This window comes from Novosphingobium colocasiae, assembly GCF_014652555.1.
GTDB lineage: Bacteria > Pseudomonadota > Alphaproteobacteria > Sphingomonadales > Sphingomonadaceae > Novosphingobium > Novosphingobium colocasiae.
The window spans coordinates 99,702-116,111 of record NZ_BMZA01000010.1; the positions used below are offsets into that span (position 1 = coordinate 99,702).

The following is a 16,410-nucleotide window of genomic DNA, read 5'->3' on the forward strand; positions in this document are numbered from 1 at the left end:
CACGTCAGGGGAGGTTCTGCGTCCTCGCGTACTGGTTCATGAAGTCCGCGAGCAGGGCGAACTGCGGGCCGACGGCGGACTTGACCATGTAACCGGCCACCTGCTCGTCATAGGCGCGGGCGCGGTCCTGATCGCGCGCCGAGGTGCTGAGCACGAACACCACCGTGCGGCGCAGTACCGGATCGGCGCGCATTTCCTCCAGGAACTGAAAGCCGTCCATGCGTGGCATGTTGAGATCGAGCAGCACGATCACCGGGGTATGGATGCTCTTGTACGGGTGCAGCCCGCGCAGGATTTCCAGGGCTTCATAGCCATCCTGCGCGGTGACGGTGTGGCTGGGCACCTCGTGCTTGCGAAAGCTGCGCAGCACGCCTTCAGTGGCCACATCATCATCATCGACGAGGAGGACGGTGCAGAACAGCGGCCGGTGCAGCGGTTCAGCCATCGCTTTCTTCCTTGAGCTGGATGCGCGGCCAGTACACTTCGAAGCAGGCACCCCCGAGCGTTCCTTGCGGGGCGACGGTGATCATGCCGCCGTGGGCATTGATCATGCGCCGGGTGAACGCCAGGCCCACCCCGTCACCCTCGGTCTCGGGGGAGGCGCGGTGGAACAGTTTGAAAATGCGCTCCTCGCTGCCTTTGGCGATGCCCTTGCCATCATCCTCGACATGGAACACCCAGAACCGCCCGATCTCGCGCAGAGAGATGCGGATGCGGCCCTTGTCGTGGCCGTGATGCTTGACCGCGTTGGCGATCAGGTTGCGTAGAGACGTGGCCAGCGGGGCGCGCGGGCATTCGATCGGGTGGCCGATGATGTCGGTTTCCACGGTGAATCCGGCCGGTACATCGGCGAGGGCGATGCAGTCCGCCACCAGCGCGATGGGATCGACCCGGTTGACGATCGGATCGCGGGTGCCGGCGCGGGCATAGACCAGCAGATCGTCGATCATCTGTTCAGCGCGGCTGATGCGCAGTGCCACCCGTTCGAAGTTGTGGCGGACATCATCGGACAAGCGGTCTTCCCCTAGGTCCTCACGGATCCAGGTGATCAGATCGGCGATGCCGCGCAACGGCGAGCGCAAGTCATGGCTGGCGACGTAGGTGAATTCCTCAAGCTGGGCATTCGTTCGCTGCAGCGCTTCCTCGGCGCGCTTGCGGCCGGAAATGTCGCTGACGATGGCCATGAACAGCGGCGACAGACCGCCACCCACCGCGCTCAGCGCGATTTCGACCGGGAATTCACGCCCGCAACTGTGCAGCCCGGTCAGGTCGCGGCCCGACCCCATCATCCGCGAGGCCGGGGCTTCGGCATAGCCGCGCAAGTGGTGGATGTGCCCTTCACGAAAGCGGTCGGGCAGCAGCATGCCCAGCGGCGCGCCCACCAGCGCATCGATGCGATAGCCGAATTGGTTTGCCAGAGCGTCGTTCGCCCACACGATCTGCCCCCGTGCATCGATGATCAGCACGCCGATCGGCGCGTGCAGCAGCACGTTCTGCAAGTCTGACGAAACGGGCAAGGCTATCTGCACGGCAACTCCGGAGTCACGATGATGAAGCCCCGTTTCGCCGGGGCGGGTTTTGTACGTGCGACCGGTGAGCAGGCCTGCTTCGCGCAAGCTCTTGCCCGTCCATTGCGAATGATTAGCGCCGACAGACTTTCCGCAATGGCAACTGCCGCCACTGCACAAACCCTAAGGGATTGGCCGGGTGAAGTCCGCCGGGGAAGGACCGGGAATGGAGGTAAATGGGGGGGGCGGCACCGTTCCGGTGCCTTAGGGTCAGGACCCTAACCCCGTCCCCGTCAGATTTCGACGAACTTGCCCGCTTCGCGGTCCTTGCGCACTTTGAGTGCATCGAAAACCGATCCGCTCATCGTGATCCACACACCCGCCGGGGCGGACTGGCAGCAGGCGAAAGCCATGCCCAGGTTGAACGGCGCATCGCTTTCCGCGAACCGCGCCGGGGCCAGCGCGCCGGTGAGGACGATCGTCTTGCCGGTAACGTCGGCCAGCGCGGCTGCAGTATGCGTCATCGTGTCGGTGCCGTGGGTGATGACCACGCGGGTTTCCGGCGCGGCGTCGATGGTGGCGCGGATCAGCGCGCGATCGGTATCGGTCAGGTCAAGACTGTCCTTGCGCATCAGTTCGACCACCCGGAACGGGTGCGCCACCCGGGCGATCGCCAGCAGCTTGTCGATCACGGTTTCGCCGATCTTGTATTCGCTCAGCGCATCGAAATACTGCTTGTCGAAGGTGCCGCCGGTGGTGACGACGAGGATGGGAGCAAGCGACATGGCGGTTCCTTAGGCCGGTGCCTTGGCCATCTCGGCCAGGGTCACGTAATCGATCTTGCCGGTGCCCAGCACGGGCAGGGCATCCACTACGCGCAGGTCGCGCGGCAGCATCAGCTCGGTCACGCCGTTGGCGCGGCCCCATTCCAGCAGCGCCTTGGCGGTGGCAGCCCGGGCGGTGGTGAACAGCACGAGTTGCTCGCCCTTCTTGGCGTCGGGGCGGGTGACCACGGCGTGTTCGGCATCGGGCCAGACCTTGCCGGCATAGCCTTCGACCGCCGGCAGCGACACCATTTCTCCGCCGATCTTGGCGAACCGCTTGGCGCGTCCGCGAATGGTGACGAACCCTTCGGGATCGATGGTGACGATATCGCCGGTGTCGTGCCACCCTTCGGCGGGCGGCTGTAACTGGCCCGGCGCATTGGCGAGTAGATAGCCCGCCATGACATTGGGCCCGCGCACGAACAGGCGGCCGCCTTCGTCGATGCCCGGCACCGGCTCCAAACGCGGCTCTAGCGACGGCAGCAGCCGGCCGACCGAGCCGGCGCGAAAGTGCATCGGCGTGTTGACCGCGATCACCGGCGAACATTCTGTCGCGCCATAGCCTTCAAGGATGCGCAGGCCGAACTTTTCGGCATACGTGCGGCGGGTCTCGTCGCGGACCTTTTCCGCCCCGGCGAAGATGTAGCGCAGGGCATAGAAGTCATATCCGTGCGCCATCCGGGCATAGCCGGCAAGGAACGTGTCGGTGCCGAACAGGATCGTCGCGTTCGCGTCATAGGCCAGCGCGGGGACGATGCGGTAATGCAGCGGGCTGGGATAGAGGACGGTGCGGATGCCGTTCAGCACCGGCAGCAAGGTGCCGCCGGTCAGCCCGAACGAATGGAACACCGGCAACGCGTTCAGCACGATATCGGTGGGATTGAAATCGATCCGCGCGGCAAGCTGCGCGCAATTGGCAAGGAGGTTGCGGTGGCTCAGCACCACGCCTTTCGGGCTGCCCTCCGATCCCGATGTGAACAGGATCACGGCGGGATCGCCGGGCGCGATGGCAAGCCGGGCATGGCGTGCGGGAGCGCGCCACCCGGTCAGCAGATGCCACAGCTTGGCCCCGCCGCTGATCTGCGCCGCCAGGTCCTCCAGATAAAGGACGCGCCGGCCGTCCGCTTCCAGCGCAGCAATCACCGCACCAAGCTTGCCCTGCTCGACGAAAGCGCGCGCGGTGACCACGGTGCGTATTTCGGCGGTCACGCAGGCCGAGCGCAAATTGGCTTCGCCGGCGGTGAAGTTCAGCATGGCCGCCACCCGTCCGCGAGCCTGCAGGCCGAAGAACGCGGCCACCGCGCCCGCCACGTTCGGCAGCAGCAAGCCCACCGCTTCGCCTCGCGCGGTTTGGCGCGCCAGCACGTCGCCCAGCAGTTCGGACCCCAGCACGAGCCGGTTGAACGACATCGGATCGCGTTTGAGGTCTTCGACCACCAGCGCCTTGCCGCCGTGGATATGGCGCGCCTCGCACAGCGCGGCGAACAGCGTGCGATCGATGGCAGAGGTATCGAAGATCATCCCGCTCATCACGTCGTACAGCATCCGCCCCGCCTCGGCACGGCGCTGGCGGGCGGTCATCTCGCCCTCGATCTCGAACCGGCGCGGCGGCAGGATGTCGATCGTGACTTTGGGGAACGGGCGCGTCCGCACTTTGCCCTTGAGGCGCGAGAAGGTGGAATACTGAGGACCGTCAAGCCTGACCGGAACGATCGGCGCATGCGCCTTGTCGGCGACCATGCCGGGGCCGTCGAACACTTTCATCAGCGCGCCGGTGACGGTGATGCGGCCTTCGGGAAAGATCACCAGCGTGCGCCCCTCACGCACCGCCCGGACCATCGCCTTGGCGGCCATCGGGTTGGTGGGATCAACGGGAAACGCCTCGAACAACTGGAGGAACGGCTTGATCCACCAGGCGCGGGCGATGGCGGTGTGGACCGCGAAGACCGGCCGTCCGGGCAGGAACGCGCCGAGCAGCAGCCCATCGAGGAAGCTGAGGTGATTGACGACGACCACCGCCGGCTCACCTGGCGCGGGCATGTTCTCCGCCCCGCGCAGTTCTACACGATAGGCGAGCCGCAGCAGCAGGCGCACTGCCCCCTTGAACAGCGTGTCCGGCAGCAGCCAGACGCTGATCAGTGCGACCACCAGCGTGGCGAAGCCCAGCGCGCCGATGACCGCCGGCACGCCAAGGCCCTTTCCGAGCAACAATGTGGTCACCAGCACCAGCGACACAGTCACCCCGGCGTTGACGATGTTGTTGGCGGCAATGATCTGAGAGCGTTCGGCGTCCGGGGAGCGGACCTGAAGGATCGCATAAAGCGGGACGATGAACATCCCGCCGGACAGCGCGATCACGAAGATATCTGCGACGGCGCGCCATGCGCCGGGCGTGGCCAGGAACTGCGACAGCGATGCGCCGGGGGTGACCACTTCGAACGAGCTGGATGAAAGCCACAGGTCGATCAGTCCCGCTGCCAGCGCCAGCGCCGATATCGGGACATAGCGCGCGGAGACCTCGCCCTTCAGCAAGCGGTTCACCACCAACGAGCCGAGCGCGATCGTGATCGAGAAGACCACCAGGAACGCCGTCGCCACCCGTCGGTCGGCCCCGAACGATCCCGAGACCAGCGGCGCGAGTTCGGAGAGCAGCACTGCCCCGGCCGCGAAGAACCAGCTAATCCCCAGGATCGCCAGCCACACGCCGCGCCCTGATCGTGCAGTGCCCAGCACGGCGCATGTGCCGCGCAGCACGTTCCAGTCGATCGGATGGCTGGCGCGCGACGGCGGCGCGGTGGGAACCGCCAGGGCCGCACCATAGCCCAGCGCGGCGCAGCCCATCGCCAAAACGCCTGCCTCCCACGGCGGCACAACGCCGCCCAGCAGTTGCCCGGCCAGGATCGCCAGGAAGGTCCCGCCCTCGATCAGCGCGGTGCCGCCCATGATCTCGCGAGGAGAAAGATGCTGCGGCAGGATCGAGTATTTGACCGGGCCGAAGAAGGTGGAATGGACGCCCATCAGGAAAATCGCACCCAGCAGCAGCGGGATGGAACTGGCGGCAAAGCCGATCAGCCCGACCACCATGATGCCCAGTTCCGCCACCTTGATCCACCGGATCAGGCGCGCCTTGTCGATGCGATCGGCCACCTGCCCGGCGAGGGCGGACAACAGGAAATACGGCAGGGTGAACAGCCCGGTGGCGATCACGCCCAACTGCTCGGCCATTTGGGGCGCGCTGGCATAGATGCCGTAGTTCGCTAGGAACAGCATCGCGAACTTGAGCAGGTTGTCGTTGAAGGCACCCAGGAACTGGACCACGAAGATCGGGCCGAAGCGGCGCTGGCCCAGCAGCGAGAAATCAGGTGCAGACAAGCAGGGACTCCTCAGGGACAGGGCAGATGCGGCAGTCCAATCTGCCATAATGGGTAAGGCGGCGTTTCGCTCCCGGTCAATCGTCCGCGTCGTTGTCGGAGACGCTGTCGGCCGCCGCAGCACGATCGGCCCAGTCGGCCGGGATGCGCAGATTTTCGAGCAGGCAATCGACGAAGGTTTCGATCTCGCTGTTGGTCAAAGCCTGACCCCGCACGATCGAGGAAAACCGGAACCCTTGCACCGCGCACATGGTCAGTTCCATCAGAACCCCGGCGCGCGCGGGCGGGAATCCGCCTTCGAAGAACCGCAGCAGCCTGGCGCGCAGCGTGGTGATGCCGTTGCGAAAGAAGACCTCACCCACCTCGGGGAAGCGCCCTGCCTCGCCGATGACGAGGCGAGTCAGGCCGATGGCGGAAGGCGTCATCAATCGCGCGCAGAGGCGGATCAGCAGTCTGCGCAGCGCCTCGACCGAGAAACGGTCCACGTCGAGCACATCGCGCAGATCATTCTCCAGCTTTGCAACGAGGTCCTCGACGACCGCGTTGAACAGCTCTTCCTTCGATGAAAAATGGGACCACAGAGTTGTCTTCGACCCGCCCAGTTTATCAGCTATCGCAGACATGCTGGTTGCCGCGTAGCCATTGTCGAGAAAGCCCTGATGGGCGATCGACAGGATCGCGGCCCGGCGTCTGGCCCGGTTTTCCTCTCTTTTGCTCGTGCACTTATCCATTGATACTGACTGGTACACTTTTATGTTGACACTGGCAACCGGCAAGCCGATAAAAATCGTACCGATGAGTATGAAATCTAAAATTCGAGTCGCCCGCAGCGCGCTTGGTGCCGCCGTCTGTTGCGCGGCGCTTGCCGCCTGCGCCGCCCCTGACCTGGGTCCACGCCCGCAAACCCGGGCACCTTCCTCACAGCAAAGCGCGCTTTCGCTAGCTAACCGCACCACCGTCGGCGCACCCGCATGGCCGGCCGATACGTGGTGGCGCAGTTTCGGCGATCCGCAGCTTGATACGCTCGTTGCCGAAGCGCTGGCGAATTCGCCTGATGTCGCGCGGGCAGAAGCGCGCATCCGCCAGGCGCGCGGTGCGGCGCTGATCGCCGGGGCGCAGACGCTGCCCAGCATCGGCGTCGATGGATCGGCCGGCTTCACCAAGCAGAGCTACAATACCGGCGCGCCCTCCGCGTTCATCCCGCACGGCTGGATTTCGACCGGCTCGCTGGCACTGACCGGCGATTTCGATCTCGACCTGTGGGGCAGGAATCGCAAGACGCTGGCCGCCGCGACCTCGGAAGAAACCGCCGCGCAAGTCGATGCCCGGCAGGCGCGGGTCATGCTGTCGACCAACGTGGTTTCGACCTACTTCGACCTTGCCCGGCTCGCCGCGCGCGGGGAGGTGCTGCGCAACGAACTCGCGGCGCGCGGGCAACTTGCCCGGCTGGCCACGGCGCGGGTCCGGCAGGGGCTCGATAACAACACCTCGCAGCTCCAGGCCGAAGCGCTCGAAGCGCAGGCGCGCAATGCGCTGGCCGCCAATGACGCTCAGCTTCTGGTCACGCGGCACGCGCTGGCGGCGTTGCTTGGGGCGGGTCCGGATCGGGGGCTGTCGATCACCCCGGCTCCGATCGCGCGTTTCGAAGCGACACCGGTCCCCGCCGATGCCGGCATTGCGCTGGCCGGCCGGCGGCCCGATATCGTCGCCGCGCGGCTTCGGGTCGAAGCGGCCGGTTCGCGGATCGATGCCGCCAAGGCCGCGTTCCTGCCCGACATCAGCCTGTCCGGCTTGATCGGCCTTGACGCGCTGCACATCGCCGACATGTTCAAGAGCGGCTCGACTTACGGCAATGCCGGTGCCGCGATCAGCCTGCCGATTTTCCAGGGCGGGCGGCTGACCGGGCAGTTCACGCAGGCGCGCGGGGCATATGATCTTGCCGTCGCCGATTACGATGCCACCGTCATCGGCGCGTTGCAGGACGTTGCCGATGCCCTGTCCAACCGCGATGCAGCCGCCTTGCGGGAACGTGATGCCGAACTGGCGGCGCAGCGCTACGAAGCGGCCAGCGACCTGGCGCTGAAGCGCTACAACGCCGGGCTTTCCACTTATATCGATGCGTTGCAGGCCCAGACTGGCGCGCTCGATGCCCGCACCGCCGCAGTCGATGCGCGGTTCGTCACGCTCGCTTACGATATCGCGCTGCGGCGCGCGCTGGGCGGCGGCTATGCAGAGAATTCCAATGAAGGGGTCAATTGACCATGAGCGATGAAGCGCAGCAGGCCGATGCTGCCGAACCCCAGCCCGTCATCAGCAATGGCCGCCGCAATCGTCTGTTCCTGATCGTTGCCATCGTCGTGGCGGTGATCGCCGTTCTGTGGTTCGCTTACAACTTTTTCATCGGTTCTCGGTCGGTTTCCACCGATAATGCCTATGTCGCCGGTGACGTGGCGCAAGTGACAGCGGAAACCGGGGGCACCGTGGCCAGCGTCGACGTGATCGACACGCAGACGGTGCGGCGCGGCCAGATTCTTTATCGGCTGGATGCGCGCGATCAGCTTATCGCCCTGAAGCAGGGCCAGGCCGGCGTCGCCTATGCCAAGCGCATGTACGAACAGGACCTCGCCAAGAACCTCGCCCTTGGTGCGGCCAGCGATGCCCAGGATGCGGCGATTTCGACGGCGGCGGCGCAGGCCAAGGCGGCCGAGGCGGCGCTGGTCAAGGCGCGGGCGGACTATGGCCGCCGCAGCGCACTGGCCGGCACCGGCGCGGTTTCGGCCGAAGACCTGTCCTCGGCGCGTGAAGCGCTGGCCAAGGCGCAGGCCGATCTCGATGCGATGCGCGCGGGGCTGAGCCAGGCGCGGTCTGAAGCGGTGAATGCGCAGCAACAACAGCGCGCGTCGGCCGCCATCACACGCGGCACCAATGTCGAGAACGCGCCCTCGGTCCTGCTCGCCAAGTCACAACTGGCAAAGTCTCAGCTCGATTACGAACGCACGCTGGTCCGCGCGCCGATGGACGGGGTCATCGTCCAGCGCGCGATCGAAGTGGGGCAATCGATCGAAAAGGGCGCGGTGGCGATGCGGATCGTGCCGATGGCGCAGCTTTACGTGCAGGCGAACTACAAGGAGAACCAGCTCGGCAAGGTCCGCGTGGGCCAGAAGGCGCGACTCAAGTCGGACCTCTACGGCGGCGATGTCGTCTATCACGGCACGGTAGTCGGCTTTTCGGGCGGCACCGGTTCGGCGTTTTCGCTGATCCCGGCGCAGAACGCGACCGGCAACTGGATCAAGGTTGTGCAGCGCCTGCCGGTGCGCATCCGGCTCGATCCGGCCGAGCTGAAGAAGCATCCGCTGCGTGTGGGCCTGTCGATGGAAGCCGAGATCGACATCTCGGACCCTGACTGATGGCCGCGACCGCGTCGCCTGCTGCTGGTGGGGCGGGCGGTGCTGCCCGCCCGCCATCGACCGAGGACGACCGCCCGGTAACCCCGCGCATGGTGCTGATCGGGTTCCTGCTGGCGCTGTCGAATTTCGTCGTCACGCTGGACATGACGATCGCCAACGTCTCCGTCCCCCACATCGCCGGAGGCATGGCCGTCGCCGTATCCAGCGGTACCTGGGTTATCACCTCCTACGCTGTCGCCGAAGCGATCTGCGTCCCGCTGGCGGGCTGGATGATCGGCCGGTTCGGGGCCTTTCGCGTCCTGTTCGTGTCGATCGTCGGCTTCGGGGTGTTTTCGGCGTTGTGCGGCCTCGCCACCTCGCTGCCGATGCTGGTGCTGTTCCGGCTGGGACAGGGCTTCTGCGGTGGGCCGCTGATGCCGCTGTCGCAGATGATGCTGATGCGGGTCTTCCCGCCGCGTGTGCGCGGAAAGGCGATGTCCGCCTGGGTGATGACCGTCATCGTCGCGCCGATCCTTGGCCCGATCCTGGGCGGGACGATCAGCGACAACTGGAGCTGGCGCTGGATATTTTTCATCAATGTGCCGGTCGTGGCGGCGATCTTCATCGGCTTGCGCATGACCTTGGGCGGGCGCGATACCGAAACGAAGAAGTTGCCGATCGATTTCGCCGGGCTCGCGCTACTGGTGCTGTGGGTTGGCGCTTTCCAGCTTATGCTCGACCTAGGCCGCGACGAGGACTGGTTCAATTCGACCACGATCGTCACCCTCGGGTGCATCGCGGCAGTCGGCTTCGCGGTGTTCATGATCTGGGAACTGGGCGAGGCGCACCCGGTGGTTGACCTCAAGGTGTTCCGCCATCGCGGGTTCAGCGCTGCGGCGATCTCCCTGACTCTGGCCTTCGGGACATACCTCGCGTCAGTCGTGATCGTGCCGCAGTTCCTCCAGACGACGATGGGCTATACCGCCACTCAGGCCGGCTATGTCATGGCCTTCTCGGGCGTAATGGCGATCATCGGCGCTCCGCTGGTGCCCAAGGTCATCGAGTATGTCGATGCGCGGTTCGTGGTGTTTTTCGGCATGCTGTGGGTGGCGATGTGTTCGCTGCTGCGGTCGCGGTGGAATACCGATACCGATTTCTGGCACTTCGTGTTCCCGCAACTGATCCAGGGCCTCGGCGTCGCCTGCTTTATGTTGCCGCTCACGCTCATCAGCCTCAGTTCGGTAAACCCCGAGGAGGTGCCGGCCGCCGCCAGCATCATCAGCTTCACCCGCACGATCTCGAACGCCGTCGGTACCGCCACCATTACCGCGCTGTGGGATGACTATTCCCGCGCCGACCGTGCCGAACTGGTAGGGACGATGAACGGCGTAAACGAGGTGACCGCAGCGATGCAGCAGCACGGCGTATCGGCGGCAACCGCGCAGGCGAATATCGCTGCCATGGTCGAGCGGCAGGCGGTCACGTTGGCGACCGACCATACCTTTGCTCTCTCGGCGGTGCTGCTGATGCTGGCTGCCTGCACGGTGTGGTTGGCCCCGAAACCCGCGCGCGGAGCCAAGGCGGCCGAAGCAGCGGCCGAAGCGCACTGATCGGCGCGGAGGCGATCATGTCGCCGCGCAGTTGCCCAGAACGTCTGCGGCGAGGTCTTCCAGCTTCAGTTCCGCATCGACCGCGCCGGCTTCGACTGCGGCTGCCGGGGCCTGCGGCACGGTGGCGGTCTGGCGATCCTGCGCCAAGGTCCGGCAGCCGGCCGCCTGCAATAGCCTGAGCCCTTTGGCTCCATCCTCTCCCATGCCGGTCAGCACTGCTCCGATGGCGGGCATGCCGCCCCGCGCGATCGAGCCGAACAGCAACGTCGCCGAAGGGCGGAACCCTTCGACCGGATCGCGATCGACCAGACGCAGCCGCGCCGGGGTACCCGGCTCGACGATGACATGCCGCGCCGGATTGAATGCGATGTGGACTGTTCCGGGCATCAGTTCCGCCCCGTCCTCGGCCGGCCGGACGGCGCAGGCGCAGTCCTTGTCAGCGCGAGCGATGAACATTTCAGCCAGCGCCGGTTCGGTCTGGAGGACGATGACCGTGGGCGGGCAGGCCTTGGGATAGTGGCCCAGGATCTCGGTCAGCGCGTCCACCCCGCCCATCGACGTGCTGAATGCAGCGATCTTGCCATTGGCGGCATAACCGGCCGCTGCGGTATCGGCAGCGGCGCGCGGCCCGCGATGGCGGGGCTTGTCGCGGACGTTGGAATTGGCCGCTGCCAGCACGATCTTGCCGAGCTTGCCCACCGTCTTGGCGAACTGTTCGGGCGTCGCCTTGAGCGGCTTGGGGAAGCACTCCACCGCGCCCAGCTCGAACGCGCGCAGCGATGTTTCGGTGCCGCTCTGCGTGAGTGAGGAGAGCATGACCACCGGCATCGGGCTGGTCGTCATGATCTCTTCCAGGAATTCGATGCCGCTCATTCCCGGCATCTCGACATCCAGCGTGACGACATTGGGCATGAGCTGGGCGATCTGGTCGCGCGCTTCGGCGGCGTTGGCGGCGGTGCCGATGACGCGCACATTGCGGGATTGCTCCAGCACATCGCAGAACAGGGCGCGCATCGCGGCTGAATCGTCCACTACCAGGACGCGGGCATCATGCATCGCGGGGAAACCTTCCTATCGGCACGGGGCCAGTTCATCTGCCACTTACCGCTAAGCATCCAAGCATTTTCCTTAACCACGCTACGCACATCGCCGGAGTTTGCGGCAAACCCCGCGTTCGCTCGCGCTGGCCTAACAAGGATGCATTCGATTGGACCGGAGCATTTCCGGGCCCGGTTCCGGTATCAGACGAGGGATGCGCCGATGAGGATTTGCGCCAAGTGCGGGGCCCTGCGCCCCCGGCCCCTGCCGGGGACGCCGGCGGCCTGCGCGGTGGGATACTGCCACGTGCCCCTGGGACAAACCCGTAGGTCACCGGTGACGCTGATGAAGGCGCGGGGCGGTAGCGATCAGGCACGTTGCGCAGGAGCCCGAGTATGACCAGCATTACTCTGCCTGCCCGCTGTGACCGGGCTGCCGCCGAGGCGCTGTGCCCCGAATTCGTCGCCGCAATGGGCGATGGCCCCACCCGCGTCGATGCCAGCGGCGTGACCCATGTCGGGCAGGCGGTTCTGCAACTGCTGGTTTCGGCCCGGCGCAGTGGCGGCGGCGCGATCATCGTGGCGAGCCCCGCACTGGACGAAGCGGCGCGGCTGACCGGGCTGACTGCCGAACTGTTCGAAGAGGTTGAGCTGTGACCCCCGAGGAAATCCAGCAGATCTTCTTCGTCGAATGCGAGGAATCGCTGGCGGCGGCGGAAACCGGGCTGGCCGCCTGCCGCGCCGGCACGCAGGATTCGGATACCGTGAACGCGGTGTTCCGCGCGATCCACTCGATCAAGGGCGGGGCCGGGGCGTTCGGCTATGGCGCGCTTCAGGCCTATACCCACACGTTCGAAACGCTGCTGTCCGATGTGCGCGAAGGGCTGGTGGCGATTGCGCCGGACCTTATCGATCTGCTGCTTCGCGCACTCGATACACTGGCCGATCATGTCACGGCGGCGCGCGAATGCGCCGAAGCGCCGGACGATGCCGGGCTGATCGGCGAAATGGAGGCGGCGATGGCCGCTAACGCCGGGTCCGCTCCCAAGGCCACGCCTGAGCCTGACCCTGAACCGGCGATCGATAGCGGTGCCGGAGACGACTTCGGGCTCGACCTCGATGCCTTGCTGGACGATCTCACCGCCGATTTCGTGCCTTCTCCTACCCCCGCGCGCTGGCCGGTGCATCTGCGCATGCGGGCAGGGGCGATGCGCAACGGCAGCGAGCCGTTGCTCATGCTGCGCGACATCGCCGCGCTGGGGGGCGAATGCACGCACTGTGACGTATCGCAAGTGCCGCCGCTCGACAGCTTCAATCCTTCCGAAGGCTATCTCGGCTGGACTTACGCGCTGCCCGCCGAAACGCCCGAGGATGCGGTGCGAGACATCTTCGATTTCATCGGCGACGATTGCGCGCTGGCGATCGGCGAGGATGAGGACATTCCGGCGTTTGAACCGGGCGAAACCCCGGTGCCTGTCGCGGCGTCTGCCGCAGCCGTGGTTCCTGCCGCCGGCCCGGTGCCGGCCGAAGAGAATCAGGCGGTTTTCGCCACTTCCACTGCCGCCGTGCCACCGGCCGGGGCTGTCCCCGCGTCGCCTGCGGCCGGGCAATCGATCCGCATCGACCTGTTCAAGCTGGACCGGCTGATCGATCTCGTCGGCGAACTGGTGATTGCCCAGGCCATGCTGGTCCAGCGGCTGGAAGGCGTGGGCATTTCCGCAACTGACGAGCTGAGCCTGCTCGAAACCCTGACCCGCGACATCCAGGAAAGCGCGATGTCGATCCGGGCGCAGCCGATCTCCAGCGTGTTCAGCCGGGTGCCGCGCATCCTGCGCGATCTGGCCGCCTCTACGGGCAAGCACGTCAGGCTGGAGGTGATCGGCGAGACGACCGAACTCGACAAGACGGTGATCGAACGGCTGGGCGAACCGCTCACTCACCTGATCCGCAATGCGGTGGACCACGGCATCGAAAGCGCCGAGCAGCGCATCGCCGCGGGCAAATCTCCCGAAGGCACGCTGACGCTTTCGGCCGAGCATCGCTCCGGCCGCATCCTCATCGCGATCGGGGATGACGGCGCGGGCATCAACCGCGAGCGTGTGCTGGCCAAAGCGATCGAGAAGGGCATCATCAGTCCCGAGGCGCAGCTTACCGCCGAAGAGATCGACAACCTGATCTTCGCCCCCGGTTTCTCGACCGCGCAGGTGGTGTCGAATGTGTCCGGCCGCGGCGTGGGCATGGATGTGGTGCGCCAGAACGTGAAGGAACTGGGCGGCCGGATCACCATCGACAGCATCGAGGGCAAGGGCACCACTTTCACGCTCACCCTGCCGCTGACGCTGGCCATTTCGGACGGCATGATCGTCGATGTCGGCGATCAGACGCTGGTGGTTCCGCTGGCGCATGTCGTCGAAAGCCTGCGCCCGGCCGAAGCCGATGTGCAAGGGCTGGGATCGAGCCGGGCGATGCTCAACGTGCGCGGGCGGTTCATCCCCGTCATCTCGCTGCGCGATGCCCTGGGCACGGTTCAAGGGGCAACCGCTGCGGCCGAAGGCGTGCTGATCGTCGTCGATACCGAAAGCGCGGGGCAGGCGGCCTTGCTGGTCGATAACATCTGCGACCAGCGCCAGTTCGTCATCAAGAGCCTGGCCACCAATTTCCGCGCAGTCGAAGGCGTGGCAGGGGCGACGATCCTGGGCGATGGGCGCGTGGCGCTGATCGTCGATGTCGATGGCCTCGTCGCCTGCGCATTGCCGGCGCAGGAACGGCAGGCGGCATGACGCTAACGATGGCCGCCCGGATGGACCCCGTTCCCGGCATTTCTCCCGAGATATACAGCGCCGCCGATTTCAAGGCGGTGTCCGAAATCGTCTACAACGCGGTCGGCATCGTCCTGCCCGAAGGCAAGGCGATGCTGGTCTATTCGCGGCTGGCCCCGCTGGTGCGCGAAGCAGGCTGCATCACCTTCGGCAAGTTCATCGACCGGATGCGTGGCGATGCCACCGAACTGTTCAGGGCCGTGGCTGCGCTGACCACGAACCACACATTTTTCTATCGCGAAGCCCACCACTTCGAACACCTCCAGGCCACGGTCCGGCCGCTGCTGCTGGACAAGCTGCGCAAAGGGCAGCCGGTCCGCGGCTGGTCGGCCGGTTGTTCGAGCGGGGAGGAAACCTGGTCGATCGCCATGACCCTGCTTGGCCCGGAAAAGGGCGAGGGACTGAAGATGGCGCAAGGCGATCTGCGCCTCCTCGCCAGCGACATCGCCCCGCATGCGATCCGCAAGGCAGAGGCCGGTGTCTATCAGCCCAAGGACGTGCAGCCTGTCCCTGATGCGCTGCGCCGCGCCTGGACTGCCGAAAGGGCGGGCGAAGTCAGCGTGTCCGAAACGGCGCGCAGCATCGTGCGCTTTCGCCTGCTGAACTTTCTGGCCGACTGGCCGATCACCGGCCGGTTCGATTTCATCTTTTGCCGAAACGTCATGATCTATTTCGATAATCCGACAAAGGAGCGGCTCGTCCAGCGCTTTGTCGATGTGCTGCACCCCGGCGGCTGGTTGTACATCGGGCATTCCGAAAGGGTTACCGGCCCCGCCACCGATCGCCTCAACCTCGTCGGGCCGACGATCTACCGGCGGAAAGACGCATGAGCATCCGCGTCCTCATCATCGACGATTCGCCGACCATGCGGGCGATCCTGATGTCCCGCCTGCGTGAACAGCCGGACATTACCGTCGCCGGCACCGCTTCCAATGCGGCGGAAGGGCGCGAGATGATCAAGCGGCTCGATCCCGATGTCGTCACCCTCGATATCGAGATGCCCGGCATGAACGGCCTCGATTTCCTCGAAAAGATCATGACCCTGCGGCCGACGCCGGTGCTGATCGTCTCGGGCGCGACGCAGGAAGGCAACGATGTGGCAGCCCGCGCGCTCGCGCTCGGCGCGGTCGATTGCTATTCGAAATACGATCTCGCCGGCAAGCTGACCCTCGAGGACAGCGGCCGGCTGGCCGATCTCATCCGCGAGGCGGCGCAAGTGCGGTTCAACAAGCCGGCGATCGCCACCCCGGTGCTGGCGGAGGAAAGCCGCCGATCGATGAAACGGGACACCCGGCTCATCGCGATCGGCTCGTCCACCGGCGGGGTGGAGGCGTTGCAGGTGCTGCTGCGCGAATTTCCGGCCGACTGCCCGCCGACGCTGATCGTCCAGCACGTCAACCCGCGCTTCGCCCCCGCCATCGCCCGCACGCTGGATCAGGTTTGCCCTGCGCGCGTGCAGATCGCCGAGAACAACATGCCGGTACGCCCCGGCAACGTCTATCTGGCGGCCGAAGCGGGCCACCACCTGAAAGTGCGTGCCGGATCGACACTGATCGCCCGGCTGCGCCGGGGCGAAGCGGTTTCGGGGCATCTGCCCAGCGTGGACGTGCTGTTCGAATCTGTCGCCCGCGAAGTGGGCGCGCAGGCGGTGGGCATCCTGCTGACCGGCATGGGCCAGGACGGCGCGCGCGGGCTTCTGGCGATGAGCAACGCCGGGGCGCACACCATCGCGCAGGACGAAAGCAGCTGCACGGTGTTCGGCATGCCGCGCGCCGCGATTTCGCTGGGGGCCGCGCGCGTCGTTGCCCCGATCAACCGCATTGCGCGCCATGCGCTCAGCAAGGCAGCCTGACCG

At 65.9% G+C, this 16,410-nt stretch carries 13 protein-coding genes; 7 read left to right on the forward strand and 6 right to left on the reverse strand.

Annotated elements, in window-relative coordinates; all coding sequences use genetic code 11:
• Positions 1 to 4 precede the first annotated feature (4 nt).
• The 5 genes from IE122_RS13195 to IE122_RS13215 form a co-directional block, all read right to left on the reverse strand.
• Entirely contained in the window at positions 5 to 445 is a 441-nt protein-coding gene (locus IE122_RS13195; protein WP_189621639.1) for a response regulator, read from the reverse strand.
• Positions 438 to 1,490, reverse strand: a complete 1,053-nt coding sequence (locus IE122_RS13200; protein WP_229814146.1) for a sensor histidine kinase — start codon at positions 1,488 to 1,490, stop codon at positions 438 to 440. The genes IE122_RS13195 and IE122_RS13200 overlap by 8 nt, the downstream gene beginning before the upstream one ends.
• A 311-nt stretch (positions 1,491 to 1,801) precedes the next feature.
• Positions 1,802 to 2,293: an asparaginase domain-containing protein gene (locus IE122_RS13205; protein WP_189621641.1), complete on the reverse strand. Its 492-nt coding sequence runs from the start codon at positions 2,291 to 2,293 to the stop codon at positions 1,802 to 1,804.
• 9 nt (positions 2,294 to 2,302) lie between these two features.
• Positions 2,303 to 5,704 (reverse strand): acyl-[ACP]--phospholipid O-acyltransferase, encoded by a 3,402-nt coding sequence (locus tag IE122_RS13210; protein ID WP_229814136.1) that lies wholly within the window; start codon positions 5,702 to 5,704, stop codon positions 2,303 to 2,305.
• A 76-nt stretch (positions 5,705 to 5,780) separates the two neighbouring features.
• Entirely contained in the window at positions 5,781 to 6,479 is a 699-nt protein-coding gene (locus tag IE122_RS13215; protein WP_189621642.1) for a TetR/AcrR family transcriptional regulator, read from the reverse strand.
• Positions 6,480 to 6,504: 25 nt separating this feature from the next.
• Between IE122_RS13215 and IE122_RS13220 the strand changes: the two genes are divergently transcribed.
• The 3 genes from IE122_RS13220 to IE122_RS13230 are packed head-to-tail and all read left to right on the forward strand — an operon-like array spanning position 6,505 to position 10,699.
• Positions 6,505 to 7,962, forward strand: a complete 1,458-nt coding sequence (locus tag IE122_RS13220) for an efflux transporter outer membrane subunit (RefSeq protein ID WP_229814138.1) — start codon at positions 6,505 to 6,507, stop codon at positions 7,960 to 7,962.
• A 2-nt stretch (positions 7,963 to 7,964) separates the two neighbouring features.
• Positions 7,965 to 9,110 carry an HlyD family secretion protein gene (locus tag IE122_RS13225; protein WP_189621644.1) on the forward strand — a complete coding sequence of 382 codons (1,146 nt, stop codon included), beginning with the start codon at positions 7,965 to 7,967 and terminating at the stop codon, positions 9,108 to 9,110.
• Positions 9,110 to 10,699, forward strand: coding sequence for a DHA2 family efflux MFS transporter permease subunit (locus IE122_RS13230; RefSeq protein ID WP_189621645.1), 1,590 nt, complete (start codon positions 9,110 to 9,112; stop codon positions 10,697 to 10,699). Before IE122_RS13225 ends, IE122_RS13230 begins: the two co-directional genes overlap by 1 nt.
• A gap of 15 nt (positions 10,700 to 10,714) precedes the next feature.
• On the opposite strand, the gene IE122_RS13235 is transcribed toward IE122_RS13230, so the two are convergent.
• Complete coding sequence (locus tag IE122_RS13235; RefSeq protein WP_189621646.1) at positions 10,715 to 11,755, reverse strand: chemotaxis protein CheB; 1,041 nt, start codon at positions 11,753 to 11,755, stop codon at positions 10,715 to 10,717.
• 377 nt (positions 11,756 to 12,132) lie between these two features.
• Here IE122_RS13235 and IE122_RS13240 point away from each other — a divergent pair, with 377 nt between their 5' ends.
• From IE122_RS13240 to IE122_RS13255, 4 genes are read left to right on the forward strand one after another with little or no spacing between them, the layout of a single operon-like run.
• Complete coding sequence (locus tag IE122_RS13240; RefSeq protein ID WP_189621647.1) at positions 12,133 to 12,393, forward strand: STAS domain-containing protein; 261 nt, start codon at positions 12,133 to 12,135, stop codon at positions 12,391 to 12,393.
• Positions 12,390 to 14,516 (forward strand): chemotaxis protein CheA, encoded by a 2,127-nt coding sequence (locus IE122_RS13245; protein ID WP_189621648.1) that lies wholly within the window; start codon positions 12,390 to 12,392, stop codon positions 14,514 to 14,516. The genes IE122_RS13240 and IE122_RS13245 overlap by 4 nt, the downstream gene beginning before the upstream one ends.
• Complete coding sequence (locus IE122_RS13250; RefSeq protein ID WP_189621649.1) at positions 14,513 to 15,385, forward strand: CheR family methyltransferase; 873 nt, start codon at positions 14,513 to 14,515, stop codon at positions 15,383 to 15,385. The genes IE122_RS13245 and IE122_RS13250 overlap by 4 nt, the downstream gene beginning before the upstream one ends.
• A complete protein-coding gene (locus tag IE122_RS13255; RefSeq protein ID WP_189621650.1) occupies positions 15,382 to 16,407 on the forward strand; it encodes a protein-glutamate methylesterase/protein-glutamine glutaminase in 1,026 nt (341 codons plus the stop codon). Before IE122_RS13250 ends, IE122_RS13255 begins: the two co-directional genes overlap by 4 nt.
• Positions 16,408 to 16,410 lie beyond the last annotated feature (3 nt).

Excerpts from the sequence above, each read along its gene's own strand:
- IE122_RS13240 (WP_189621647.1), top strand. The coding sequence starts at position 12,133 with ATGACCAGCATTACTCTGCCTGCCCGCTGTGACCGGGCTGCCGCCGAG.
- IE122_RS13195 (WP_189621639.1), bottom strand. The coding sequence starts at position 445 with ATGGCTGAACCGCTGCACCGGCCGCTGTTCTGCACCGTCCTCCTCGTC.
- IE122_RS13255 (WP_189621650.1), top strand. The coding sequence starts at position 15,382 with ATGAGCATCCGCGTCCTCATCATCGACGATTCGCCGACCATGCGGGCG.
- IE122_RS13225 (WP_189621644.1), top strand. The coding sequence starts at position 7,965 with ATGAGCGATGAAGCGCAGCAGGCCGATGCTGCCGAACCCCAGCCCGTC.
- IE122_RS13250 (WP_189621649.1), top strand. The coding sequence starts at position 14,513 with ATGACGCTAACGATGGCCGCCCGGATGGACCCCGTTCCCGGCATTTCT.
- IE122_RS13220 (WP_229814138.1), top strand. The coding sequence starts at position 6,505 with ATGAAATCTAAAATTCGAGTCGCCCGCAGCGCGCTTGGTGCCGCCGTC.
- IE122_RS13230 (WP_189621645.1), top strand. The coding sequence starts at position 9,110 with ATGGCCGCGACCGCGTCGCCTGCTGCTGGTGGGGCGGGCGGTGCTGCC.
- IE122_RS13205 (WP_189621641.1), bottom strand. The coding sequence starts at position 2,293 with ATGTCGCTTGCTCCCATCCTCGTCGTCACCACCGGCGGCACCTTCGAC.
- IE122_RS13235 (WP_189621646.1), bottom strand. The coding sequence starts at position 11,755 with ATGCATGATGCCCGCGTCCTGGTAGTGGACGATTCAGCCGCGATGCGC.